This window comes from Pseudomonas sp. GW821-FHT09C09 (assembly GCF_059418105.1).
The window spans coordinates 310,082-334,732 of record NZ_JBWKPF010000001.1 but is presented as its reverse complement, the minus strand read 5'-3'; the positions used below and the strand labels follow the sequence as shown (position 1 = coordinate 334,732).

General features: G+C 59.1%; 26 protein-coding genes and 1 tRNA gene. 20 read left to right on the top strand and 7 right to left on the bottom strand.

What is annotated here, in order from left to right; all coding sequences use genetic code 11:
• Positions 1-140: 140 nt before the first annotated feature.
• Complete coding sequence (locus tag AC07NR_RS01595; RefSeq protein ID WP_248738038.1) at positions 141-1,589, top strand: DegQ family serine endoprotease; 1,449 nt, start codon at positions 141-143, stop codon at positions 1,587-1,589.
• Between the two features lie 78 nt (positions 1,590-1,667).
• Here the strand turns inward: AC07NR_RS01595 and AC07NR_RS01590 are convergent, their stop codons facing one another.
• Positions 1,668-3,101 (bottom strand): M48 family metalloprotease, encoded by a 1,434-nt coding sequence (locus AC07NR_RS01590; RefSeq protein ID WP_114881795.1) that lies wholly within the window; start codon positions 3,099-3,101, stop codon positions 1,668-1,670.
• A gap of 97 nt (positions 3,102-3,198) precedes the next feature.
• Between AC07NR_RS01590 and AC07NR_RS01585 the strand changes: the two genes are divergently transcribed.
• Positions 3,199-3,438, top strand: a complete 240-nt coding sequence (locus AC07NR_RS01585) for a sulfurtransferase TusA family protein (RefSeq protein WP_007963279.1) — start codon at positions 3,199-3,201, stop codon at positions 3,436-3,438.
• 32 nt (positions 3,439-3,470) lie between these two features.
• Entirely contained in the window at positions 3,471-4,541 is a 1,071-nt protein-coding gene (locus tag AC07NR_RS01580) for an AI-2E family transporter (protein WP_495077672.1), read from the top strand.
• Between the two features lie 34 nt (positions 4,542-4,575).
• Here AC07NR_RS01580 and AC07NR_RS01575 read toward each other — a convergent pair whose 3' ends face one another.
• On the bottom strand, positions 4,576-5,049 hold the full coding sequence (locus tag AC07NR_RS01575) for a peroxiredoxin (RefSeq protein ID WP_495077671.1): 474 nt from the start codon (positions 5,047-5,049) through the stop codon (positions 4,576-4,578).
• Positions 5,050-5,059: 10 nt separating this feature from the next.
• A complete protein-coding gene (locus tag AC07NR_RS01570) occupies positions 5,060-5,620 on the bottom strand; it encodes a glycine cleavage system transcriptional repressor (RefSeq protein WP_047292291.1) in 561 nt (186 codons plus the stop codon).
• Positions 5,621-5,932: 312 nt separating this feature from the next.
• Between AC07NR_RS01570 and dapA the strand changes: the two genes are divergently transcribed.
• From dapA to AC07NR_RS01540, 6 genes are all read left to right on the top strand, one after another.
• Positions 5,933-6,811: a 4-hydroxy-tetrahydrodipicolinate synthase gene (gene dapA, locus AC07NR_RS01565; RefSeq protein WP_169429259.1), complete on the top strand. Its 879-nt coding sequence runs from the start codon at positions 5,933-5,935 to the stop codon at positions 6,809-6,811.
• A 17-nt stretch (positions 6,812-6,828) separates the two neighbouring features.
• Positions 6,829-7,944 (top strand): NlpB/DapX family lipoprotein, encoded by a 1,116-nt coding sequence (bamC, locus tag AC07NR_RS01560; protein ID WP_495077670.1) that lies wholly within the window; start codon positions 6,829-6,831, stop codon positions 7,942-7,944.
• A gap of 4 nt (positions 7,945-7,948) precedes the next feature.
• Positions 7,949-8,710: an MBL fold metallo-hydrolase gene (locus tag AC07NR_RS01555; protein ID WP_085710246.1), complete on the top strand. Its 762-nt coding sequence runs from the start codon at positions 7,949-7,951 to the stop codon at positions 8,708-8,710.
• 28 nt (positions 8,711-8,738) lie between these two features.
• Positions 8,739-9,452, top strand: coding sequence for a phosphoribosylaminoimidazolesuccinocarboxamide synthase (gene purC / locus AC07NR_RS01550; RefSeq protein WP_007958019.1), 714 nt, complete (start codon positions 8,739-8,741; stop codon positions 9,450-9,452).
• 84 nt (positions 9,453-9,536) lie between these two features.
• Positions 9,537-9,626 (top strand) — tRNA-Ser (locus tag AC07NR_RS01545).
• 560 nt (positions 9,627-10,186) lie between these two features.
• Entirely contained in the window at positions 10,187-10,471 is a 285-nt protein-coding gene (locus AC07NR_RS01540; RefSeq protein WP_495077669.1) for a hypothetical protein, read from the top strand.
• An 88-nt stretch (positions 10,472-10,559) separates the two neighbouring features.
• On the opposite strand, the gene AC07NR_RS01535 is transcribed toward AC07NR_RS01540, so the two are convergent.
• Positions 10,560-10,853, bottom strand: a complete 294-nt coding sequence (locus AC07NR_RS01535; RefSeq protein ID WP_495077668.1) for a DUF3077 domain-containing protein — start codon at positions 10,851-10,853, stop codon at positions 10,560-10,562.
• Positions 10,854-11,369: 516 nt separating this feature from the next.
• On the opposite strand from AC07NR_RS01535, the gene AC07NR_RS01530 reads away from it, so the two are divergent.
• The 3 genes from AC07NR_RS01530 (at position 11,370) to ppk2 (ending at position 12,880) form a co-directional block, all read left to right on the top strand.
• Entirely contained in the window at positions 11,370-11,624 is a 255-nt protein-coding gene (locus AC07NR_RS01530) for a type II toxin-antitoxin system HicA family toxin (RefSeq protein ID WP_111283517.1), read from the top strand.
• Positions 11,621-11,953 (top strand): type II toxin-antitoxin system HicB family antitoxin, encoded by a 333-nt coding sequence (locus AC07NR_RS01525; RefSeq protein WP_323150934.1) that lies wholly within the window; start codon positions 11,621-11,623, stop codon positions 11,951-11,953. The genes AC07NR_RS01530 and AC07NR_RS01525 overlap by 4 nt, the downstream gene beginning before the upstream one ends.
• Positions 11,954-12,055: 102 nt before the next feature.
• Positions 12,056-12,880, top strand: a complete 825-nt coding sequence (gene ppk2, locus AC07NR_RS01520; RefSeq protein ID WP_495077667.1) for a polyphosphate kinase 2 — start codon at positions 12,056-12,058, stop codon at positions 12,878-12,880.
• An 86-nt stretch (positions 12,881-12,966) separates the two neighbouring features.
• On the opposite strand, the gene AC07NR_RS01515 is transcribed toward ppk2, so the two are convergent.
• On the bottom strand, positions 12,967-13,158 hold the full coding sequence (locus AC07NR_RS01515; protein ID WP_064383113.1) for a YegP family protein: 192 nt from the start codon (positions 13,156-13,158) through the stop codon (positions 12,967-12,969).
• A 278-nt stretch (positions 13,159-13,436) separates the two neighbouring features.
• Here AC07NR_RS01515 and AC07NR_RS01510 point away from each other — a divergent pair, with 278 nt between their 5' ends.
• The 7 genes from AC07NR_RS01510 (at position 13,437) to AC07NR_RS01480 (ending at position 20,290) form a co-directional block, all read left to right on the top strand.
• Positions 13,437-14,405, top strand: a complete 969-nt coding sequence (locus AC07NR_RS01510) for a glycosyltransferase family 2 protein (protein WP_423205083.1) — start codon at positions 13,437-13,439, stop codon at positions 14,403-14,405.
• Between the two features lie 3 nt (positions 14,406-14,408).
• Positions 14,409-15,119, top strand: coding sequence for a class I SAM-dependent methyltransferase (locus tag AC07NR_RS01505; protein WP_495077666.1), 711 nt, complete (start codon positions 14,409-14,411; stop codon positions 15,117-15,119).
• Entirely contained in the window at positions 15,119-15,502 is a 384-nt protein-coding gene (locus AC07NR_RS01500) for a GtrA family protein (protein WP_248738033.1), read from the top strand. Before AC07NR_RS01505 ends, AC07NR_RS01500 begins: the two co-directional genes overlap by 1 nt.
• Positions 15,499-17,607 carry a DUF6311 domain-containing protein gene (locus tag AC07NR_RS01495; protein ID WP_495077665.1) on the top strand — a complete coding sequence of 703 codons (2,109 nt, stop codon included), beginning with the start codon at positions 15,499-15,501 and terminating at the stop codon, positions 17,605-17,607. The genes AC07NR_RS01500 and AC07NR_RS01495 overlap by 4 nt, the downstream gene beginning before the upstream one ends.
• Before the next feature lie 71 nt (positions 17,608-17,678).
• Entirely contained in the window at positions 17,679-18,599 is a 921-nt protein-coding gene (locus AC07NR_RS01490; protein ID WP_085710257.1) for a LysR family transcriptional regulator, read from the top strand.
• 123 nt (positions 18,600-18,722) lie between these two features.
• Positions 18,723-19,871, top strand: a complete 1,149-nt coding sequence (locus tag AC07NR_RS01485) for a low temperature requirement protein A (protein WP_495077939.1) — start codon at positions 18,723-18,725, stop codon at positions 19,869-19,871.
• Positions 19,872-19,924: 53 nt separating this feature from the next.
• Positions 19,925-20,290 (top strand): 5-carboxymethyl-2-hydroxymuconate Delta-isomerase, encoded by a 366-nt coding sequence (locus AC07NR_RS01480; protein WP_192553054.1) that lies wholly within the window; start codon positions 19,925-19,927, stop codon positions 20,288-20,290.
• 3 nt (positions 20,291-20,293) lie between these two features.
• Here AC07NR_RS01480 and AC07NR_RS01475 read toward each other — a convergent pair whose 3' ends face one another.
• Together AC07NR_RS01475 and AC07NR_RS01470 are read right to left on the bottom strand one after the other, a co-directional pair.
• A complete protein-coding gene (locus AC07NR_RS01475) occupies positions 20,294-21,229 on the bottom strand; it encodes a LysR family transcriptional regulator (RefSeq protein ID WP_085710261.1) in 936 nt (311 codons plus the stop codon).
• Between the two features lie 213 nt (positions 21,230-21,442).
• Positions 21,443-22,627, bottom strand: coding sequence for a cyanate transporter (locus AC07NR_RS01470; protein ID WP_495077664.1), 1,185 nt, complete (start codon positions 22,625-22,627; stop codon positions 21,443-21,445).
• A gap of 309 nt (positions 22,628-22,936) precedes the next feature.
• Between AC07NR_RS01470 and AC07NR_RS01465 the strand changes: the two genes are divergently transcribed.
• Positions 22,937-24,580, top strand: a complete 1,644-nt coding sequence (locus tag AC07NR_RS01465; protein WP_495077663.1) for a phosphoethanolamine transferase — start codon at positions 22,937-22,939, stop codon at positions 24,578-24,580.
• Positions 24,581-24,651 lie beyond the last annotated feature (71 nt).

Here is a 24,651-nt window from a genome sequence, read left to right as displayed (position 1 = left end):
ATAATCCAAAAATTTTTTATAGGTCAGAGCCTCACGGCTCTGGCCTTGTTTTGTTGTTCCCGGAACAAAAATGCCGGCCTGTAGTTCCCGGTGTTCCTTGCTCCATATCGCTTAACCCTGCTCGTCGTAACGGGAGCTGTATGTCGATACCAAGCTTGAAGTCTTATCTCTCCATCGTCGCCACCGTGCTGGTGCTCGGTCAGGCTGTTCCTGCAGTCCAGGCGGCTGATGCGGCCAGTCCGGTCAACCTGCCGGATTTCACCCAGCTGGTCGAACAGGCCTCGCCTGCGGTGGTGAACATCAGTACCACGCAAAAGCTGCCGGATCGCAAAGTGAACCAGCAGATGCCTGATCTGGAAGGCCTGCCACCGATGCTGCGCGAGTTCTTCGAACGGGGCATGCCACCGCAACAGCGTTCGCCGCGTGGTGATCGCCAGCGTGAAGCACAGTCGCTGGGGTCGGGCTTCATCATTTCGCCTGATGGCTACATCCTGACCAACAACCACGTGATTGCCGATGCTGACGAAATTCTCGTTCGCCTGGCGGATCGCAGTGAAATGAAAGCCAAGCTGATCGGCACTGACCCGCGCTCCGACGTGGCCCTTCTGAAAATCGAAGGCAAGGATCTGCCAGTGCTCAAACTCGGCAAATCACAGGACCTGAAAGCCGGGCAGTGGGTGGTCGCGATCGGTTCGCCGTTCGGCTTCGATCACACGGTGACCCAGGGCATCGTCAGCGCCGTTGGCCGCAGCCTGCCAAACGAAAACTACGTGCCGTTCATTCAGACCGACGTGCCGATCAACCCGGGTAACTCCGGTGGTCCGCTGTTCAACCTGAACGGTGAAGTGGTAGGGATCAACTCGCAGATCTACACCCGTTCCGGGGGCTTCATGGGCGTCTCCTTCGCCATCCCGATCGACGTTGCCATGGATGTATCCAACCAGCTGAAAAGCGGTGGCAAGGTCAGCCGCGGCTGGCTGGGCGTGGTCATCCAGGAAGTGAACAAGGATCTGGCCGAGTCGTTCGGTCTGGAAAAGCCGGCCGGTGCACTGGTGGCTCAGATCCAGGATGACGGTCCGGCTGCCAAGGGTGGTCTGCAAGTGGGTGACGTGATCCTGAGCATGAACGGTCAACCGATCGTCATGTCCGCAGATCTTCCTCATCTGGTTGGTGCGCTGAAAGCTGGTGCCAAGGCCAATCTGGAAGTGATTCGTGAAGGCAAGCGCAAGAATATCGAGCTGACCGTCGGCGCGATTCCGGATGAAGACAAGGAGCTGGATGCCCTGCCGAAATCTGGCGCCGAGACTAACAGCAATCGCCTCGGTGTTTCGGTCGCTGAACTGTCTGCCGAACAGAAGAAAACCTACGACCTCAAGGGTGGTGTGGTGATCAAGGACGTGCAGGACGGTCCAGCCGCCCTGATCGGCCTGCAGCCAGGCGATATCATTACTCACTTGAACAACCAGGCCATCAGCTCGGCCAAGGAGTTCTCCGAGATCGCCAAGGCGCTGCCGAAGAACCGCTCCGTGTCGATGCGGGTTCTGCGTCAGGGCCGTGCCAGCTTCATTACATTCAAGCTGGCTGAATGATCCAGTAGCGGTTGAGTAAAAAGAAACCGCCTCGAAAGAGGCGGTTTTTTTGTGCCCGGAGTTTTTCCTGGGGCGGGCTTATCCCATCATGTCCTTGATCATGCGTTCCTGCTCCATCAGTTCGCGCTGACGAGCATCGATCCGCGACGACAGCGGGAAGTTGCTGCCAGCCTTGCGTTTGGCGAAGTCCAGTTGCTGGATGGCCTGGCGGTAATCGCCGACCAGCGCGAAGTACTCGGCACGGGCCTGATGCAGGCCAATGATGTTGCCGGACAAGCCGCGGGTTTCCGCCACCTGATACCAGACGTCCGGATCGTCTGGCCGAGACTTCAGCAAGCCTTCCAAGGCCTTTTCCGCATCGGCGGTGCGGTTCTGTTTCAGCAACAGATCGACGCGTACCTGATTCAGCGGGTAGTTGCCGGGGTATTGAGTCAGCATGCGGTCGACGCGCGACTGCGCATCCGCCAGACGATTGTTGGTGATATCCAGATCGACCTGGGCGAGGTTGTAGATGATCTCGTTCGGGGATTTTTCCAGCAGTTGCTTCAGGTTTTCCCGCGCTTCATTCAACTGGCCACCCTTGATCTGGGCGATCGCCAGGCCGTAACGGGCCACATCGTTTTTCGGGTTCTCGTCCAGTTGTGCCCGGAAGCGCTTGGCACCCATTCCCGGGGTTTCTTCGTAGATCAACTGCACCCGCGCGCGGATCAGTTGATAGCGCATGCTGTCTTCAATGCCGCCGGGCTTGGCCTGCTCGGCACGGTTGCGGGTGTCGGCGATACGCGATTCGGTTACCGGGTGAGTCAGCAGGAATTCCGGCGGCTTGGCGTCGTAGCGATACTGGCGCATCAGGCGTTCGAACATGGTCGGCATCGAGCGCGGGTCGTAACCGGCCTTCTCCAGGTTGAGGATACCGATGCGGTCCGCCTCTTGTTCGTTCTGGCGCGAGAAGGTCCGTTGCGACTGGATCGCCGCAGCCTGGGTGCCCGCGATGGTCGCGATCCCGGCCTCGCCGCCACCGGCGGCTGCAATGACGATCCCGGCCAGCAGCGCGGCCATCATCGGCACCTGCATCCGCTGCGACGCTTCGACGCCTCGGGCGAAGTGGCGTTGGGACAAGTGAGCCAGTTCGTGCGCCAGTACCGAGGCATATTCACCTTCGGTCTGGGCATTGAGGAACAGGCCGCCGTTGACCCCGACAATCCCGCCCGGCGCCGCGAAGGCGTTGAGCTGCGGGCTGTTGATCAGAATGAATTCCAGGCGTCGGTCGTTGACCTGACTGGTTTCCACCAGCTTATAGACGCTGGACTCGACGTAGTCCTTGAGTTGCGGATCGTTGAGCTGTGAAACCTGGCTGCGCAGCAATGCCAGCCAGGCGCGGCCCAGTTGGTATTCCTGTTGTGGCGAGACGATGGCAGAGCTGGCGTCACCGAGTGACGGCAGGTCGTCGGCGAAGCCCGGTGAGGCGAGCAGGCAAGCGAGCGTCAGCAGGGTAGGGCGCAAAAATGTCATGCACAAAGCCTTAGTCGACAAAGACCTTACTGTAGCCGGACACCGGGCCTGCGACCAGATATTCTAGGCAGCCTGACCCTCTGAACCGGAGTAACGCATGACCGACGCTGTAGCCCACGACTGTGAACTGGACGCCAGCGGCCTGAATTGCCCGTTGCCGTTGCTCAAGGCCAAGATGGAGCTGAACAAGCTGCCCAGTGGCGCAGTGCTCAAGGTGATCGCCACGGATGCCGGCTCGCAGCGCGACTTTCGCACCTTTGCCCGGTTGGCCGGTCATACGCTGCTGCGTGAAGAAGACGAGGCTGGCGTTTACCGTTACTGGTTGAAAAAAGCCTGAAATCGACAGCGTAAAAGACCTAAGGATTATTGATGTTCAAAGTGTTACGCGACTGGATTCAGCGCTACTTTTCCGATGAAGAGGCGGTGGTGCTGGCGGTGTTGTTGTTTCTCGCCTTCACCGCTGTGCTTACCCTCGGCGGAATGCTCGCGCCCGTGCTGGCCGGGATGGTGCTGGCGTATCTGATGCAGGGGCTGGTGGTCACGCTTGAACGCCTGCGCATGCCCGGTGGCGCGGCGGTGGGGCTGGTATTTGCGCTGTTCATGGGCGTGTTGCTGTTGTTCATCGTCGTGGTGCTGCCGCTGCTCTGGCATCAATTGATCACGCTGTTCAACGAGCTGCCGGGCATGCTCGCCAAGTGGCAATCGCTGCTGTTGCTGTTGCCGGAGCGCTATCCGCATCTGGTGTCCGACGAGCAGGTGCTGCAAGCCATCGAAGCGGCGCGCGGCGAGATCGGCAAATTCGGCCAGTGGGCGCTGACGTTCTCGTTATCCAGCCTGCCGCTGCTGGTGAACATCATGATCTACCTGGTCCTGGTGCCGATCCTGGTGTTCTTCTTCTTGAAAGACCGGGTGATGATCGGCGAATGGGTGCGTGGTTATCTGCCGCGTGAGCGAGCGCTGATCACCCGGGTTGCCGAGGAAATGAACCGGCAGATTGCCAACTACATTCGCGGCAAGGTCATCGAGATCGTGATCTGTGGCGGGGTGACCTACATCGCCTTCGTCACCCTCGGGCTGAACTACGCCGCGCTGCTGGCGTTGCTGGTGGGCGTGTCGGTGGTGGTGCCGTATGTCGGGGCGGTGGTGGTGACGGTGCCGGTAATGCTGATTGCGCTGTTTCAGTGGGGCTGGAGCGATCAGTTTATCTATCTGATGGCGGTCTACGGGATCATCCAGACGCTGGATGGCAACGTGCTGGTGCCGTTGCTGTTCTCCGAAGCGGTCAACCTGCACCCGGTGGCGATCATCTGTGCGGTGCTGTTGTTCGGCGGATTGTGGGGCTTCTGGGGTGTGTTCTTCGCGATTCCGCTGGCGACGCTGTTCAAGGCTGTGCTCGATGCGTGGCCGCGCAAGGAACCGGTGGTGGCGCCATTGCTTTGAAAGCAATTCGGCGCCCGTCAGGGCGCCGAAAGGATCAAGCCTTGTTCAGCGCCTGAGCAGCGGCCAGCACTGCATCGACGTGACCCGGCACTTTCACGCCGCGCCATTCCTGACGCAGAACGCCTTCCTTGTCGATCAGGAACGTGCTGCGATCCACGCCCATGTATTCCTTGCCGTAGAGCTTTTTCAGTTTGATCACGTCGAAGAGCTGGCAGACGGCTTCGTCCTTGTCGCTGATCAGCTCGAACGGAAACTCCTGCTTGCACTTGAAGTTCTCGTGGGACTTCAGGCTATCGCGAGAGATGCCGAAGATTTCCGTGTTGGCAGCCTTGAACGCCGCGTACTGATCACGAAAGCCCTGACCTTCAGTGGTGCAGCCCGGGGTGCTGTCCTTCGGGTAGAAGTAGATCACCACTTGCTTGCCCTTGAGGGCCGAAAGGCTGACGGTCTGCCCGCTGGTGGCGGGGGCTTCGAAATCGGCAACCGGTTGATCGATAGCTACGGCCATGAAAGCTTCCTTACATTGGGTTCTGTGGGCGCCACGGTTCGATCAGTGCGTCGAGGTTCATGGCATCGGCGAAGTCCAGGAACTGGTCGCGCAGCCAGCTGATCTGGGTGCCGGCCGGCAGGGTCACGGTGAACGTGGCGTTGAGCATGGTGCCGCCGGTCTGTGGTGCCTGATAGGTATCGCAGGTCAGGTTTTCCAGCTCGACGTTGTGATCCATGAAGAACTGGCACAGCTCGTTGATGATGTCCGGGCGGTAGGCCGACGACACGTAAGCCACATACGGCAGGGCTTGCGGACGGTTTTCCAGGGCGGCGCTGCGCACCACGTTGACCGTGAACGCATGACGTTTGGCCAATGTTGGCAGGCTGCCTTCCAGGCGGGCCAGGGCGTCCCAGCTGCCGGAGACTTCGAGCACCAGTGCACTGCACTCGCCGTGGCGGGTCAGGCGCGAAGTGACGACCGCGCAGCGGTTTTCATGGCTGGCGCGGCACAGGACGTTGGTCAGCTCCATGGGATTGGCGCCGAGGGCACTGATGACAAGGAATTGTTCGCGAACTGTGGGGGTGGACATGCAGCATTCCTAAAGCGATGAGCGGTCGGTAGGGTGAGGGCGTTGAGTGCCGGGACATACCTGTCCGGAAGACCCGGTTCGCCTGTCGCCACGGCTCCAATAATAAGGAAGCGTAAGGCGGCGACGCTGGAACGGGGTCTGGAAGGCCGAAACGGGGGGCAGGAACCCGGCGCACAAGCTGATCAGTACCGATCAAAGTCTGAAGGGTAGCGAAAAGCGGCGCCAAGGGGAATGGCGGCGCAGTACTTCGCTTGTGCAAGCATCTTGGCGCCAGTACCATTACCGCTCTCTTTTTCCGGCAGGAGCGGTTTCATGATTGCGGGCAGTATGGTGGCACTGGTCACACCCATGGATGCACAAGGGCGTCTTGACTGGGACAGCCTCAGCAAACTCGTGGACTTCCATCTCAAGAACGGCACCCATGCCATTGTCGCGGTCGGTACTACCGGCGAGTCGGCAACCCTTGATGTAGAAGAACACATTGCCGTCATCAAAGCCGTGGTCAAACAGGTGGCAGGCCGCATTCCGGTGATCGCCGGTACCGGCGCCAACTCGACCCGCGAAGCCGTCGAGCTGACCCGCAACGCCAAGGAAGCCGGCGCCGATGCCTGCCTGCTGGTCGTCCCGTACTACAACAAGCCGACCCAGGAAGGCCTGTACCAGCACTTCAAGCACATCGCCGAAGCGGTCGACATCCCGCAGATCCTCTACAACGTTCCCGGCCGCACCTCCTGCGACATGCAGGCCGAGACCGTGATCCGCCTGTCCACCGTGCCGAACATCATCGGTATCAAGGAAGCCACTGGCGACCTGAAACGCGCCAAGGCAATCCTCGACGGCGTGAGCAAGGATTTCATCGTGCTGTCCGGCGATGATCCGACCGCTGTCGAGCTGATCCTGCTGGGTGGCAAAGGCAACATCTCCGTCACCGCCAACGTCGCCCCGCGCGAAATGGCCGACCTGTGCGAGGCAGCGCTCAAGGGCGACGCCGAGACCGCACGGGCCATCAACGAAAAACTGATGCCGCTGCACAAGGACCTGTTCATCGAAGCCAACCCGATTCCGGTGAAGTGGGCTTTGGTCGAAATGGGCCTGATGCACGAAGGCATTCGCCTGCCGCTGACCTGGCTGAGCGCTCCTTGTCATGAAACGTTGCGCTCGGCCCTGCGCCAGTGCGGCGTCCTGGTTTAATTGAGGAAGTACAACGCATGAAGCGAATGGCCGGACTTTCCGCACTTGCCTTGATTATCTCCAGCACCAGTGGCTGCGGATGGATCTGGGGCCCGGAAGGTTATTTCCGTGACCGTGGTAGCGACTACCTGGAAGCGAAACAGACTGCACCGATGCAACTGCCAGAAGGTGTCAGCACCTCCAAGCGTCTGGATCCGCTGCTGCCGATCCCGCGCAACGTCGCCGACGATACCGCCACCGGCGAATACGTGGTTCCGCGTCCTCAGCCGCTGTCGGCAATTGCCGACGCCAGCGACTACTCGCTGCAGAAGAGCGGTGATTCGCGTTGGGTCATGGGCCAGCATCCACCGGCCGAAGTCTGGCCAGTGGCTGTGCAGTTCTTCCAGGACAACGGTTTCCGTCTGGATGAACAGCGTCCGCAAACCGGTGAATTCACCACCACCTGGCAGCATTCCGACGAACTGTCCGCCGCCATGGCCAAGCGCCTGAGCGCCGCCGGCGTCGGTGCCGACAGCGAGACCCGCGTGCGAGTACGCATCGAGCCGGGTGTACAGCGCAACACCAGTGAAATCTACGTGGTCAGCGCCGAGCGTCCTGCCGGCAGCACCGCCAATGTCGATTTCACCAACCGTTCGGTCAACACTGGCCTGGACGCTGCGCTGGTCGACGACATGCTCGCGAGCATGAGCCGTACCTCCGAGAAGGGCGGTTCGGTGTCGATGCTGGCATCGCGTGATTTCGATACCCCGAGCCGCGTCAGCCTCAGCGAAGACGGCAGCGGCAACCCGGTGTTGAACGTCGGTTCGGATCTGGACCGTGCCTGGTCGAGCGTCGGTCGTGCGCTGGAGCAAGGTCAGTGGCGCGTTGAAGACATCAACCGCAGCCTGGGCCTGTACTACATCAACCTGGCCGAAAAGGCCGAGAAGAAAGACGACAAGCCTGGTTTCTTCAGCAGCCTGTTCGGCAGCGCGCCGACCAAGGAAGAAGTTGAAGCCCGTGCCGAGCGTTATCAGGTTCGCCTGAGCAAGGTTGGCGACAACGTTCAGGTCACCGTCGAGAAAAACATCAACACCGTCGCGCCGGCTGATGTGGCCCGCAAAGTGTTGAGCGTGATTCAGGACAACCTGGGCTGATCCCATGCGTTTTGCCGTTCTCGGCAGCGGTAGCCAAGGGAACGGCACGCTGATCGCCAGTGCTGATACGTATGTACTGGTGGATTGTGGTTTTTCCCTGCGGGAAACCGAAAAACGCCTGTTGCGCCTGGGTGTGAACCCGGCGCAACTGAGCGCGATACTCGTGACCCACGAACATGCCGACCACGTGCATGGCGTGGGTTTGCTGTCTCGGCGCTACAATCTGCCGGTCTACCTCAGTCGCGGCACACTGCGCGGGATGCGCAAACCGATTGAACCCGCAGGCTTCGTGGCCGGCGGTGAGCAACTGCAGATCGGTGCTCTGGACATCCGGGTCATTGCCGTGGCCCACGATGCACAGGAACCGACCCAGTATGTCTTCAGTGATCAGGAACAGCGACGTTTCGGCCTGCTGACCGATCTGGGTTCATACTGCGAGCAGGTGCTGGACGGTTATCGGGACCTCGATGCGTTGATGATCGAGTCCAATCATTGCCGAGACATGCTGGCCCGTGGTCATTACCCGTACTTTCTCAAGCAGCGGGTGGGCGGCGAGCTGGGACATTTGAACAACCATCAGGCGGCATTCCTGGTGGCCGAGTTGGGCTGGCAAGGCCTGCAACACCTGGTCCTGGCCCATCTGAGCAGCAAGAACAACCTGCCGCAGCTGGCCCGGCAATGTTTTGTCGACACCCTCGGGTGCGACCCGGACTGGCTGCAACTGGCCGATCAAGATTCAGGGCTCGACTGGCGCCACATCGCCTAGCCCATCTACTTAGCAAGCGGAGCCCATCATGGAAAAACGTGAAGAACTCTACCGCGGCAAAGCCAAATCGGTTTACAAGACCGACGACGCTGACCGCTTGATCCTGCTGTTTCGCAACGACACCTCGGCGTTCGACGGCAAGCGCATCGAGCAGCTCGACCGCAAAGGCATGGTGAACAACAAGTTCAACGCCTTCATCATGCAGAAACTCGAAGCGGCCGGCATTCCGACCCAGTTCGACAAGCTGCTGGCCGACAATGAAGTGCTGGTGAAAAAACTCGACATGATCCCGGTCGAGTGCGTCGTGCGTAACTACGCCGCCGGCAGCCTGGTCAAGCGTCTGGGCGTCGAAGAGGGCATGAAGCTCAACCCGTACACCTTCGAACTGTTCCTGAAGGACGACGCCAAGGGCGACCCGTTCATCAACGAATCCCACGTCGTGGCATTCGGCTGGGGCACCGCCGAGCAGCTGGCGCGCATGAAAGAACTGTCGCTCAAGGTCAACGAAGTCCTGAGCAAACTGTTCGACGACGCAGGCCTCTTGCTGGTGGACTTCAAGCTTGAATTCGGCGTGTTCAGCGACGGCTCCATCGTCCTGGGCGACGAGTTCAGCCCGGACGGCTGCCGTCTGTGGGACAAGGACACCAAGAAGAAGATGGACAAGGACCGCTTCCGCCAGGGCCTCGGTGACGTCATCGAAGCCTACGAAGAAGTCGCCAACCGTCTGGGCGTACCGCTTTAATCGACGCAAGCATCTGATAGCACGGAAAAAATTTCGTTTAGGGGTTTCCCATTCAGCGAAAGTGTTGTTATGATGCGCGCCGTTGGAGAGATGCCAGAGTGGCCGAATGGGACGGATTCGAAATCCGTTGTACCTTCACCGGTACCTAGGGTTCGAATCCCTATCTCTCCGCCATACATAGAAAAAGCCCCGTAGCTGAGAAGCTACGGGGCTTTTTCGTTTCTGAGGTTTTTTACTCGGATCGTTTATTGACGCATTAGAGTTGGATCTCTAGATCAATACAGACAAGCAGCATTCATCGCTTTTCCTGAAAAGCCAACTCTGCCTGCGTGGGATCCTTTCCAACAGGTTTGCGTTAACGCCGTTACTCCCAAGACCCTTTATCGCCTGAGCTTTCCAAGTGATTCCATTGAGCTACCATCGTTGGAAAAAATGGAGGTTTGTATGAAAAAGGTTTTTTCTGTAGCCGTTATAGCAATCTCGGTAGCGCTTTCAGGGAGCGTTTACGCACGTGGAAGCAGCTTCGGCAGTCATTCCTCGTTCAAGTCCGGCTACTACAGCGGAAGTCGTTCTGACCATTCGGTTAGTGGGTATACGCGAAGCAATGGAACGTATGTTCGCCCCTCTCATGCTACAAACCCAGACTCCACCAGGAACAATAACTACAGCACCAAGGGCAATGTGAATCCGTACACAGGAAAACCCGGCACTAAACCGCGTGATGGCTTGTAGTTATGAATCTGCCAGAGAGGGCACTTTATTCAATTGTGCTGCTTGTCTTGAGTCTGGGGAGCACGACAATTTTCGCAGATACGTTTGATGGCCACGAATGCACGGATGATTGCTCAGGACATCAGGCAGGGTATGACTGGGCCGAGCAAAAAGGAATTGACGATGAAAATTCCTGTAGCACCCCATCAGAGTCCTTTAACGAAGGTTGTCAGTCGTTTGTCGAAGGAGGCGCCGGCGTTATTTCAACGGACGATGATGGCGATGAAGAAAACGATGATGACGAATGAACGCTCGTGAGAGTGGCCCCGTAGATGCAGGATTACGGGGCTTCCTTATTGCAGAGAAGAGCCAGCTAGTTTCCGGGTGAGGTAACCATCATTTCGCAGTTTTCGGCGACATCTTAATGTCCTTCGACGAAACCGCCCTCACTACATCATCAACAACCGCCTTACCCATCTCCGTCAAAAAATGTGCAGCCCAGGCATATCGGTCCGTTTCTCTAATGAACGCCGCATCTTCTGCAAGTGCCTTGGCGAGGGCAAGCAGGTCGGAAGCTTGAGCCAGCGCTTGGCTGACAGGCACTCCGGCGCAGACATGAAATAACGGATTGTCAGAGCAATAGAGAAAGGGAGTGGTTCCGGCGGTTTTTTCTTCAGGTGCATCATGCATGTGTAACTCCTTGACTGTGAGGAGCTGTCACTTTCGTTTCCAAGCGAATGGGTGGCAGCTGTACGCAGGTTGGAAACCGGGAGTCAAGGAGACCGGCACGCCCGAGGGCGTCCCACGCACAGCCGCCATAAAGCAAATATACGGGCGTAAGAAAACGCCAGCATTTGTCAGGGGCGCTGTTGCGTGACTCGTCGGGTTTCCAAGCCCGGCCGCTGATATGCAGCGACGTCTTGAGAGTATCCCGACGAAATGAGGCCGAACAAGGCGGCAATCAGCCACTTTGCGCAGCAATCGTCTGTTCGCACGCAACTCGCAGAGTTTGCCTACAACCTCGTTTAGAGTCATCCGATTATTCTGGTGACCGTGCCAAACAGACTCTGAATAACTGCTATAGAAGCACCGCTTTCCTGACTCTGGACAAGCGGTGTTTTCGCACGTTTTTGAGGGTTTTACTTCACGCATCAGCGGTGTGAATCAGAGTCGCTGTGCCCTTGCGCGGTATCATGATGTAATACTATGAATAATAAACAGCTGAGCACCCTCAAAGCCGTATTTTCAAGACCGACTCCAGCCACGTTGGAGTGGGCCCGCATCGAATCTCTGTTCGGTGCGGTGGGCGCGAGAACGATCGAAGGCAATGGATCTCGTGTACGTTTTGAATTGAATGGTGTGGTCGCCACTTTTCACCGACCCCATCCAGATAAAGAAGCAAAGCCCTATCAGGTTCGTGATGCCCGGGCTTTCCTCGAACAAGCAGGAGTCACACCATGAACGTGATGAACTACAACGGCTATGCCGCCCGTATTGAGTACAGTGACGAGGACGGTCTGTTTGTTGGCCACATCGCGGGAATCAAGGATGTTGTGGGTTTTCATGGCGAGTCGGTCAAAGAGCTCCGACAGGCATTTGAAGAGGCAGTCACCGACTATCTGGAAACCTGCGCCAAGCTCGGAAGAGCGCCACAGAAACCTTATTCGGGCAACCTCAGTCTGCGTCTGGCGCCCGCGCTTCACGCGACTGTTGCCGTGAAGGCGCAGCTGGCTCGAAAGAGTATCAATCAGTGGGTCGCTGAAGTGCTTGATCGAGAAGCACACGCCTGAGCCGCGGCTCGTATTCCCAATTAACTGACTAAACTCCTGCATTCCAGCTCATGGGCCGCCAGCCATCCGGCGGTCAGCCCCTTCAATGCATGAGATTCGGTCATGGCAAAGGGAAAGAAGAAAGACTCGCCCAGAGACACCCCGGCAGATCGCCCAAAGCTATCGAGCAAAGACTATCTGGCGGAGTTGCGTCGACTGCACGTTGAGCTCGTCAAGCTGCAGGAGTGGGTGAGGGCCGAGGGCATCAAGGTCTGTGTGATTTTCGAGGGGCGTGACGGGGCGGGGAAGGGCGGGACGATCAAGGCGCTCACCGATCGGGTCAGCCCGCGGGTGTTCCGGGTGGTGGCGTTGCCGGCCCCGAGCGAGCGTGAAAAGAGTCAAATGTACATGCAGCGTTACCTGCCTTATCTGCCGGCGGCGGGCGAGGTGGTGATCTTCGATCGCAGTTGGTACAACCGCGCCGGTGTCGAGCGGGTGATGGGGTTCTGTACCGAGGATCAGGCCGAAAAATTTCTCAGGACGGTTCCCCTGGTGGAGCATGCCATCGTCGATTCCGGGGTGATTCTGCTCAAATACTGGTTGAACGTCAGCCAGGAAGAACAGACGCGCCGGCTGGAGGAGCGTATCAAGGACGGTCGAAAAATCTGGAAGCTCTCGCCCATGGATCTCAAGTCGTACAGTCGCTGGTATGACTACTCGCGGGCGCGTGACGACATGATCAGGGCAACCGATACCGAATATGCACCCTGGCTGGTGGCCGATTCGAACGACAAGCGGCGAGCGCGCCTGAACATCATCTCCGATCTTCTCAGCCGCATTCCGTACAAGAGTGTTTCGCGCGAGAAGGTTGAGTTACCCAAGCGGCAGAAACCTGGGGGCTACAAGGAGTCGGATTATCCCTTCCGGCACATCCCCGAGAAATTCTGAAGACAGGTGTTCGCGTCAGCTCGGAAAAGCCCCGTTGATGAAATTCAGCGGGGCTTTTTAGTTCCTGCAGGGTTGTCAGCCAGCCCTCAAATCTCCTTGACCGGCGTATCCCCCTGCACGCCCTTGATCAGTTCGATCACATGCAGGCAGTCCGCCTTGTTCACATACGACTCGCCACTGGCAACCGTCTCGTGGTTTCCCGCCCGTAGCCGCCAGCGCCACTGTCCTTTGCCGGTACTCGGGGTGCCCTTGGATTGCCTGTAAATCTCGAAATACATTCAGTTCGCTCCATGCGATGGGATATTGCGACAACCTGTTTGGCGCATCGTCGCAAGCCTAGCGGAGAGCAGTTATTTGGCTATCGGGGATTTGTTTCCAATCGTTGGGTAATGTTTCAGCGAGGCGCGGGGCAGAGCGTCGGGATCGGCCTTCGGAATGGCGAGTACGTCCTTTTTTCACCCTTGCATGAGCACCAGTGGTGCTGCTTAATACGGTGCGGCTCATGGCGTCGGATTTCGTTCGACGACCGACAAACACTATAAAAAAGAGCAGTCCATTGACCCATCCGCATGGAACGCCACACGCGGGGCCGGTGACACTGTCGCTGGTGATTCCCGTATTCAACGAAGAGGACAGCCTCGACGGCTTTCTCCTGCGCATTCGGCAGGTGTTCGAACGTGAAACCCTGATCAGCCTTGAGTTGGTGTTCGTCAACGACGGCAGTACCGATTCGACACTGGAGCGTCTGCTGCTCTGCCAGCAGAGCGATTCGCAGATTCGCATCGTCGATCTGAGTCGCAATTTCGGCAAGGAAGCGGCGCTCTCTGCCGGTTTGCAGACCGCAACCGGGCAGATCGTGGTGCCGATCGATGTCGATCTGCAGGATCCGCCCGAGGTCATTCTGCAAATGATCGAGCGCTGGCGTGAAGGTTATGAAGTGGTGCTGGGGCATCGCATCAGCCGCCGCAACGACTCCTGGGCCAAGCAGACTTCCGCCACCTGGTTCTATCGTCTGCACAACCGGATCGCCGATCAGTCACTGCCCGAGAATGTCGGCGATTTCCGTTTGATGGATCGTTGCGTGGTGGACGCGCTGCTGACGCTGCCGGAGTCCCGACGGTTCATGAAAGGCCTGTTTGCGTGGGTCGGATTTCGCACCACCCAGATCGAGTACGAGCGCCCGGAACGGGCGGTCGGAACGAGCCGGTTCAATGGCTGGCGGCTGTGGAATTTTGCGCTCGAAGGCATCACCAGTTTCAGCACCGAGCCGTTGCGGATCTGGACGTATCTGGGAGCGATGGTGTCCCTGATATCGTTTGCCTTTGCCATGTTCATTGTGGTCCGTACGCTGATGTATGGCATCGACCTGCCCGGTTATGCGTCGCTGATGGTCGCCGTGACCTTCCTTGGCGGCTTGCAGTTGATCGGCATCGGTGTGCTTGGCGAGTATCTGGGCCGCACTTATATCGAAGCGAAGCGCCGGCCGGTTTTCCTGGTGCGCCGCATTTATGACCCGAAGGACTGAAGCATGGATCTCAAGGAAACCGACATCCTCGGCGACAGCATCGGCGAGCATTGGTATTACTGCTCCAAAGCGGCAGCAACCCGCCGATTGCTGGGGGTGGCGCCGATCAAACGCATTCTCGACGTCGGCGCCGGTTCGGGGTTCTTTTCCCATCATCTGTTGACTCACACTGCCGCACGCGAAGCGTGGTGCGTGGACATCAGCTATCCGGCCGACTCCAGTGCCAGCACTGCCGGCAAACCGGTTCATTACCGTCGCTCGATCGACACTGTTGACGCTGATCTGGTGCTGCTGATGGATGTGCTGGAGCACGTCGATGATGACCTCGGCCTGCTCAAGTCCTACGTCGACAAAGTACCCTCCGGCAGTCGCTTCCTGATGACCGTGCCGGCGTTCCAGTTCATGTGGAGCGGGCACGATGATTTCCTCGAACACAAGCGGCGCTACACCCTGGGCCAGTTCGAGTCTCTGGCAAAGAACGCCGGATTGATGGTCGAGCGGGGCGCCTACTACTTCGGTGCGGTGTTCCCGATCGCCGTCGCGTCACGCCTGATACCCGGCGCTGCACGGGGTTTGGCGCCACGTTCGCAGTTGAAAAAGCACCACCCGCTGGTCAATACGCTGCTGAAAACCCTGTGCCGTCTTGAGTTGCCGTTGATGGGCATGAACCGTCTGGCCGGTCTCAGTGTATTCGTGCTGGCGCGCAAACCCTGATGGCGACACAGCGCTCAGAACTCATCCAGCGCGGCTTGCGCTTTGCCGTAACGGGTTTGTTCGTCACGGCCCTGCATGCACTGGTGGCCGTGTTGTTCATCAATTTCGTGAGCCCTCAACCGCCGTTGGCCAACGGTGTGGCATTTGTCGTGGCGACGGTGGTTTCCTACGTGATCAACACCACCTGGAGTTTTTCCGCGAGGTTGCACGGCAAGACCTTGCTGCGTTTTCTGATGGTATCGGTGGGAGGCTTCGTGTTGGCGATGTTCGTGGCCTGGGCCGCGCAGATGGCCGGCCTGCACTATCTGCTGGGAATCGTCGCGGTCGCGCTGACCATTCCGGCATTCACTTTTGTATTGCATAACTTCTGGACGTATCGATGAAGGATTCGGCAAGGCGCCTGGCTGTCACTCTGTTGCCGTTGATGATCGGCGTCCTGGCCTTTTTCATCGTGGTCGGCCCGCGCGCACTCAACCCGCAGAACATTGCCTGGCTGGGGCAGGGGGATCCTGCAACGCATTATCTGGGGTGGGTGTTCTTCCGTCAGTCACCCTGGACCTTTCCGCTGGGCCTGAATCCGAATTACGGCCTGGAGTTGGGCAACGGCCTGATCTTCTCCGACTCCAATCCGCTGCTGGCATTGCTGTTCAAGCCTTTCGCCGGGTTATTGCCCGAGACGTTCCAGTATTTCGGTCTGTGGTTTCTCGGCTGTTTCATGCTGCAATCGTGGTTCGCCTGGAAGCTGCTGGGTCTGATCACACCACACGTGACCTTGCGCGCATTGGGCGCTGCGCTGTTTCTGTTTGCGCCGCCGATGATCATGCGCATACCGGTGCATCTGTCACTGGCCGGGCACTTCGTAATTCTGGCAGCGCTGTACCTGGCGCTGCGACCGGGAGACGAGCGCCGACGTCTGGCCTGGGGGGCCTTGCTGGGATGTACCGCATTGATTCACGCCTACTTGCTGGCAATGGTTGCGCTCATCTGGGTGGCGGATCTGGCAGCTCGTTGCTTCAAAAACAAACTGACGGTGCGCAACGCAGCAGTCGAGCTGGTCGTGCTGTTTGCCCTGGTCAGCGTGTGTTGCTGGCAGGCCGGGTATTTTTCCGTCAGTGGCGCCGATGCGGCGTCCGATGGTTTTGGCTTGTACCGGGCCAATCTGCTGACGCTGTTCAGCGCCAACGCCTGGTCCTATGTGCTGAGGGATCTGCCCGGCGGCGTCGGCGATACTGAAGGCTTCGGGTTTCTGGGGTTCGGGCTCCTGTTGCTGGCGCTCTGTGGTTTTGTCGGCTGGCTGCAAGGGCGCACGGGCCTCGGAGAAAAGCTGCGTCGATACCCTGTTCTGCTTCTCGCCCTGGCGGGGCTGATGGTGTTTGCCGTGTCCAACAACATCGCGTTCGGGCCGCTGAATTTCACTTATCCACTTCCGGAAAAAATCATCGCCGTCGCCAATATTTTCCGCGGCTCGGGGCGCATGGTCTGGCCGGTCTACTACGCGGTCATTCTGGTCATCGTTTTTCTGGTGATACGGGCCAACGAGCCGCGCACGGCAATCTGCCTGCTGGCAATGGCGCTGCTGGTCCAGGCCGCGGATACCCATCGCGGCTGGGCACCCATTCGCCAGCATTTGATGATGGAGCCGTCGTCTCGGTGGGCGACTCCGATGGTCGATCCCTTCTGGCAGAGCGCGGCGGCGCACTATCAAAGGATTCGCTGGCTGACGCCGCAGAATCATTCGTCGCAATGGATGAACGTGGCAGCATTTGCCGCCGTGCACGGAATGGCGACGGATGCGGTTTATCTTGGCCGAATGGCGCAGGCGCCTCTGGAGGAGGCCGGCCGGCGAGCTTCCGAAATGATGGCCAGCGGGCAATACGACCCTGACACGTTGTACCTGCTCGGTGATCGGGCACTGCTGCGGGCGTTCTCGAACATCCATACCACAACCGATCTTTTTACCCGCATCGATGGCTTCCTCGTGCTGGCACCGGGCTGGAAACAATGTCGCGATTGCTTGCAGGTTTCCGTGGAAAAAACGCCGCAGCAAAGGGTGCCTGAACTCGCCAGCGGACAAGAGATGCGGTTCAGCTACGGGGATGCCGGCCAGGTGTTTCTCGCAGGTGGCTGGTCGGATCCGGAACCGTTCGGTATCTGGTCCAGCGGCACCGACGCGGAGCTTGTGATGCGTGTCGCGGATTCGGCTCGTAGCCTGCGCCTGGAGACGATGGCGTTCCTGCCGCCGGGGCACGCCCGTCAGGATGTCGTGATCAAGCTCAATGGTATCGAGGCGCCGGCCATCAGCCTCGACAAGCCCGATGGCAATATCCTGGAGTTGAATCTGACTCCGGCCATTCGCCAACGCATCAGGGAGGATGGCCTGTTGCGCGTGCAACTGCAGTTTGCCGACGCGATCAGTCCCCGCCAGTCGGGGGTGAGCAATGATGCCAGGCAACTGGCGATGGGGCTGAAGACGCTGACCGTCAACTGATCCATGGGCGCATAGACGATATCGGCGGGGCTTTCTACACTGCCCGCAATCCGGGGACAGGGGGGCAATGGATGAACCGCAATGAACTTCGCAAGGCCGACATCAACCTGATGGTGGTGTTCGAGACCTTGATGCTCGAACGCAACGTGACCCGGGCCGCCGAGAAACTGTTTCTCGGCCAGCCGACCATCAGCTCGGCACTCAATCGCCTGCGCACCATGCTCAACGATCCGCTGTTCATTCGCGTCGGCCATCGCATGGAGCCGACGGCCCGCGCCGAAGATATCTATCGCCATCTGAAACCCGCGCTGGACTCGTTATCGGTGGCGCTGAGCCTGACCCGTGATTTCGATCCCGCCGTCAGCACCATGACCTTTCGCATCGGCCTGTCGGACGACGTCGAGTTCGGTCTGCTGCCGCCGCTGTTGCGCGCCTTGCGCCAGGAAGCACCGAACGTGGCGTTCGTGGTGCAGCATGTCGATTACTGGCGAATTCCCGATCTGCTGGCCGCTGGCGACATCACCGTCGGCATCAGCCAGACCCGTGGCCTGCCGGCCAATGCCAAGCGCAAGCTGCTGCGGCATATCCAGCCGAGCATCCTGCGCGCCGACAAGTCCGCCACCCCGCTGACCCTCGACGAATATTGCGCACGGCCCCATGTACTGGTTTCGCACACGGCCAATGTCAGTGGTTATGCCGATGAGTGGCTGGCGGACCTCGGCCGCACCCGTCAGGTGGTGTTGTCGGTGCCGCAATACAGCGCATTGCCGGCGCTGCTGGCGGGCACCGACCTGATAGCCAGCCTGCCGGACTACACCGCCGAGGCCATGGCCGCCTCGGGCCTGTTGTTCAAGGAACCGTTTCCATTCAAGACCCCGACGCTCGACCTGTCGATGGTCTGGCTCAGCCATGTCGACAGCGACCCGGCCGAGCGCTGGCTGCGTTCGCGGCTGGAGCAATTCATGAGTGAGCGGCCTCACTCGCCGCTCTGACTTGCCGAGCCGTTGTCCGGCTGCTTTGCTGAGTACACCTGAACTCGGTGGAGCCTGGACCCCACGAGCATTTCCCGTGGTTTGCTGCGTGGGCGCGGCAGTCTCGACAGCGGCAAGGTCGGCATGGTCGAGCTGTTCTTCGATCTGGTGTTCGTGTTTGCCGTGACTCAGCTGTCCCACACTTTGCTCGCGCACTTGTCGGTTATCGGTGCGGTGCAGGTGACGCTGATGATGGTCGCGGTGTGGTGGGTGTGGATCTTTACGTCCTGGATCACCAACTGGCTCGACCCGGAAAAACTGCCAGTGCGTCTCGGGCTGTTCGGCCTGATGATCGCCGGTTTGCTGCTTTCGTCTTCGATTCCCAAGGCATTCACCGAACGCGGCCTGATGTTCGCGGCGGCGTTCGTGTTCATGCAGGTCGGGCGCACGCTGTTTGCGATCTGGGCGGTTCGCGGCGAGTCGTTGAACATGACGCGCAACTTCCAGCGCATCCTCGCGTGGCTGACGTTGTCCGGGGTGTTCTGGATCGGCGGGGCGTTGGTCGAAGGCGAGCAGCGGCTGCTTTGCTGGGCGCTGGCGCTGCTGATCGAACTGATTTCGCCGTCGCTGTATTTCTGGGTGCCGGGACTGGGGCGGTCGTCACTGAGCGACTGGAATGTCGAAGGCAATCACATGGCCGAGCGTTGTGCGCTGTTCGTGATCATCGCTCTGGGTGAGTCGTTGTTGGTGACCGGTGCGACCTTTGCCGAGCTGGTTCCGGGCCGCGATGGACTGCTGGCGTTTCTGGTGGCGGTGCTGGGCAGCATCGCGATGTGGTGGGTGTACTTCGACAGCGGTGCCGAGCGCGCGCACCACCGTATCGCCCATTCCACCGACCCCGGGCGCCAGGCGCGAATCGCCTACACCTACCTGCATGTGCTGATTGTCGCCGGGGTCATCGTCAGTGCGGTGGCCGACGAACTGGTGCTGGTGCATCCGGATCACGCCAGCGACGCCGGCATCGTCGTGATCATCGCCGGGCCATGGCTGTTTCTGCTCGGCAATGCGCTGTTCAAGTGGGTCATGGCTGATCGGCCGTTTCCACCCTTGTCCCATGTCTTCGGGCTGGTAATGCTTGTGCTGCTGTTGCCGCTGGCACTGAATCACTGGTTTTCAGCCTTGGCGCTGGGGGCATTGACCACGGCAGTCGTGGTGCTGGTGGCGATCTGGGAAACTCTGGCACTCCGTCGTGAGCTTCCCGTTCCCGTTTCGGAAAAAGCCGCAGGAGAGTAGGGCGTAGCTGTGTTATATGTACGGCCTTTCTGCCGACCGACTGGAGTCTTTCGATGCCACACCTGCACATGGAATACACCGCCAACCTGCCGCAACTGAACGCCGATGTGGCGTTGATCCGGCTCAACAACACCCTGGTGGGTTCCGGTCAGTTCGCGGCGGAGTTCGATATCAAGAGCCGTGCGGTCAAGGTCGAAACTTTCAAGGTCGGCACTGCCATGAGCGAGCGGGCCTTTGTGGCGGTGAGGCTGGCGCTGCTCAGCGGTCGTTCCCCGGAGATCAAGAAGCAACTCTCGCAAAACCTGTTGGCGGTGCTTCAGGACCTGTGCGAGTGGCCGGCCGGTGTCGAAGTGCAGTTGAGCGTGGAACTGCTCGATATCGACCGCGAGTCCTACAGCAAAGTCGCCATCGGCGTGTAAGACTCAGGCCGCCTCCAGCTCCGCGCAGGTCTTGATGACCTGCTCGCGCAGCCAGAGGTTGGCGCTGTCCTGATCGACGTTGTGGCTCCACTGCATGTCGAGGGTGAACCCCGGCAGGCCATTGGGGGCTTCGCAGTGATTGAACACCGCGTCGTTGGTCAGCAGGCGCTGGATCCGCCGGGGCAGGGTGAGGATGAAATCGGTGCCGGTGATCATCTTCAACGCCGCGCTGTAGCTGTTGGAGCGCGCGACGATCTGGCGCTTCTGTGCCTGCCGCGCCAGCCAGCCATCGACCATGTTGGTGGTGGACGTCCAGGGCGTCGGGAACACATGCCGGCGTTCGGTGAAGGCTTGCAGGCTGAGGCGCGGCTCCAGTGGCGTCGCACGTTTGTCGAAGACACAGACCAGATCATCTTCCAGCAGCATCCGCGATTTCAGGTCGGTATGACTGCGGTGGAAATGCGGGCCGAAACAGATCACCAGATCGAGGCTGCCATCGCGTAACTCTTGCGCCGGTACGTCGGTTTCGAACTTGTGCATGTTGACCATCACCGGCAGATCGTCGAAGTCGAAACGCTTGAGCATGCGCGGCAGGATCAGTTGCTCGAAGTATTCCGGGGCGCAGATGTTGAAGGTCACCGGTTGCGCCATCGGGTCGAAGGTCGGGGCGCCGGCGTGGCACAGGTTGATGCTTTCGAGGATTTTCTGCACATGGCCATACATGCTGCTGGCCTTGTAGGTCGGGCGCATGCCCGTGCGGGTGTTGACGAACAATTCGTCTTCGAAACTGGTACGCAGTTTCTTCAGGCAGTAACTGACGGTGGACTGACTGACAAACAGCGCCTCCGACACATCGGTGACGCTGCTTTGCTCATACACGGCGACAAACACCATGAGATCCTGCATGTCGAGCTTTCTAAGCAAGTTACTGTTCAGCATCCGTTCTGTCTCGCTGTGCTCCTTGCGCCGAATCCGCGCAAACGTGTGCGCATGATCGTAACGGAACGATGGTGCCAGGAGAAAGCCCTGTAGGATTTTTCACGGACAGTTGTGGGACAGAAAGTTTTAGTAATACGACGTGTCAAAACGATCCTGTAAAAGATGGCCAGAAGCCTTTAGCCAGAGGGGTGAAGCACCGTGCACAACGCCCGATCAGCGAAAGTGCCGGGCGTATTGGCGAGGGTCGAAACGCAGCACGATCAGCAGCATGACCACCATCACCGCCGTCAGCGACCACCAGGCCCATTCGAAGCTGCCCAGTCGATCGCGGATCATCCCGGCCAACAGCGGCGACAGGCCGGCAATCAGGTAGCCGATGCCTTGTACGAACGCGGTCAGCCCGCCGGCGCGCTGCGGGTTGTCGAGGTGATCGAGGGAGACGATCAGGCTCATCGGAAACAACCCGCCAATCCCCAGGCCCAGCAGGCATGGCCAGAGCAGGCTCAGATGTTGCGGGCTGAGAATCAGGCCGCAGAACCCGGCGATGATCAGCACCAACAGGGCACCCAGCACCAGACGCCGGTCACGGCTGCGGTTGGCGATAGCGGGAACCACCAGACCGGAAATCACTTCCATGGCCGTCAGAAAACCCAACAGCAGGCCGGCGTTCTGTTCGCTCCAGCCGTTTTCCACGTAGTACGGCGCCAGCCACGCGAGTACACAGGTGTAGGACGCTGTCCCAAGACCGAAGAAGATGGCGAGCAGCCAGGCGCGGGAGTGGGTGAAGAAGGCCTCTTTCTTCGCGGCAGTGGTGGTGACGGAAGGTACGTCATCGCGTTGTGACAACCAGAACAGCAACGCGAGCAGCGCCAGTACCGCCCAGATCGCCAGCCCTGCCCGCCAACTGCCGGTACCGAGCATCACCTGAGGTGCGAACGAAGCGGCCAGCGCGGCGCCGCCCATGATCGACGTGACATACAGCCCCATGCACAGCGCCACGTTGTCGGGAAACCTCGACTTGATCAGTGCCGGCATCAAGGCCTGAATCAGCGCGATGCCGATCCCGGCGAGCACGGCGCTGACGATCAGTTGTGCCGCCGAGTCGAGAAACAGCCGCGACAAGGTCGCCACACCGATGATCAGCAACGACAGCACCACTGTGCGCCGCTCGCCCAGACGATGGCTGATGCCGATTCCGAAAAACATCGCCAGCCCCATGGCCATCACCGGCAGCATGGTCAGCAGCGAGGCCAGGCTGAAGCTCAGCGGAATGTCGCCACGAATCGCCGACAGCAAAGGCCCGACGGCGGCCATCGACGGGCGCAGGTTAAGGGCGACAAGGACGATGCCGAGCATCAGCCAGACGGCGAGGCGGGCAGTGGCGCGAACGTTTTCCATCTTCAAACCTTTGAATCAGAGGCCGTCGATTAGGCGGGCGCGCTACCGGCGCCGGCAAATCAGAAAATCCCGAGGGGTATTTAAAAAGTCGATACGCCTCCCGTGCGCTCTTCCGGAGCGAGCTGTAATTTTTTACTGAATCACACCTGACGAATGTTCAGGTTTCATGGTTATTTCATGAGCCAACTAATCGTTGGCTTCTTTTTCACAAAAAATTGATGGGGGGCTACGTAGAGTTTTCATTGCCCGGGTCAATGAAGTTTTCACAATTGGCCACGGCGCTTCTTTTCAGGAAATAGCCCCCCTCATATGTTGAAGTTAAAAGCCGTGCGCCCGGAATGGGTGACGTTGTTTGCCAGCGCCTTTCTTTTGATCGGATTCAATTTCGTACTTTGGCAACATCTCCTCGAGATTACCGCTGCCGACGGCATCGCCATGGGCATTGCGTTCGGGGTGATGATCTTCGCGGCCTACAACATCGTGCTGACCTTTCTGGCGTTTCGCCCGGTATTGAAACCGGTGTTGACGGCGCTGTTTCTGATCAGTGCCGGTGTCGCTTATTTCATGAGCCAGTATGGCGTGATGATTGACGCCGGCATGTTTCGCAACTTTGCTGAAACCAATGCCACGGAAGTTCGTGATCTGCTGTCGTTGAAGTTGTTCGCCTATCTATTGTTTTTGGGCGTACTGCCGTCGTGGTTGTTGTGGAAGTTGCCCGTTGAATATCGTCGCTGGCACCGAGAGTTATTAAGCAAAGTTGTGGTATGTGCAGCATCGGTCGCTGTTATTGGTGGCGTGGCACTGGCCAACTATCAAGGCTTGTCTTCGCTGTTTCGCAACCACCACGAATTGCGCCTGATGCTGGTGCCGAGCAACTACATCGGTGCATCGGCCGGCTATCTGCGCGAGCAGGTGGTATCCGCCCGGCAACCGTTCATCCAGATCGGCGAAGACGCCCAGCGCAACCCTGCACTGCAAAACCGTCCGCGCAAGTCGCTGACCGTGCTGGTGGTAGGGGAAAGTGCCCGGGCGGAGAACTTCGGCATCCTCGGTTACAACCGCGACACCACGCCGAAACTGGACAAGGAGGCCGGCCTGATCGCCTTCACCGACGTGCATTCCTGCGGTACGGAAACTGCGGTCTCGGTGCCGTGCATGTTCTCCAACATGAGTCGCCAGGATTACGACGCCAGCAAGGCGAAGAATCAGGAAGGGCTGCTGGACGTGCTCAAGCGCGCCGGCATCGATGTGATCTGGCGCGACAACCAGTCGGGCTGCAAGGGCACCTGCGATCGCGTCACCCTGCAGGACGTCAGCAACCTGAAAGACCCGGCCCTGTGCGCAAACAGCGAATGCCGCGACGAAATCCTCCTGCAAGGCCTGCAGAGTTTCATCGATCACCTGGACAAGGACACCGTGCTGGTGCTGCACCAGATGGGCAGCCACGGCCCGGAATACTTCAAGCGTTATCCCAAGGAATACGAGCACTTCACGCCGGTGTGTGAAAGCAACGCGCTGAACAATTGCAGCCGCGAAAGCATCGTCAACGGTTACGACAACACGCTGGTGTACACCGACCATGTGTTGTCGAGCCTGATCGATGTCTTGCGCAGCAATCAGGAAAAAGTCGATACCGCCATGCTGTACCTCTCCGATCACGGCGAGTCCCTGGGCGAGTACAACCTGTTCCTGCACGGCACGCCGTACATGCTGGCGCCGGAACAGCAGAAACATGTGGCGATGCTGGCCTGGTTCTCCGACAGCTATCAGAAGTCCTACTCGGTCGACACCCATTGCCTGCAAATGAGCCGCGACAAGCCGCTGAGCCAGGACAACCTGTTTCATTCGATGCTCGGTCTGCTGGAAGTGCAGAGCAAGGTCTATCAGCACGATCTGGATCTGTTTGCCGGTTGCCGTGGTGCGGTCATCGACGGTGTATTGGCCAAGGACTGATCCGTCGGAATTGTTCTGTAAGACTATTCTTGCTGGCAGGCAGGAGATTTCATCAACGCTCTTGCCCTGCA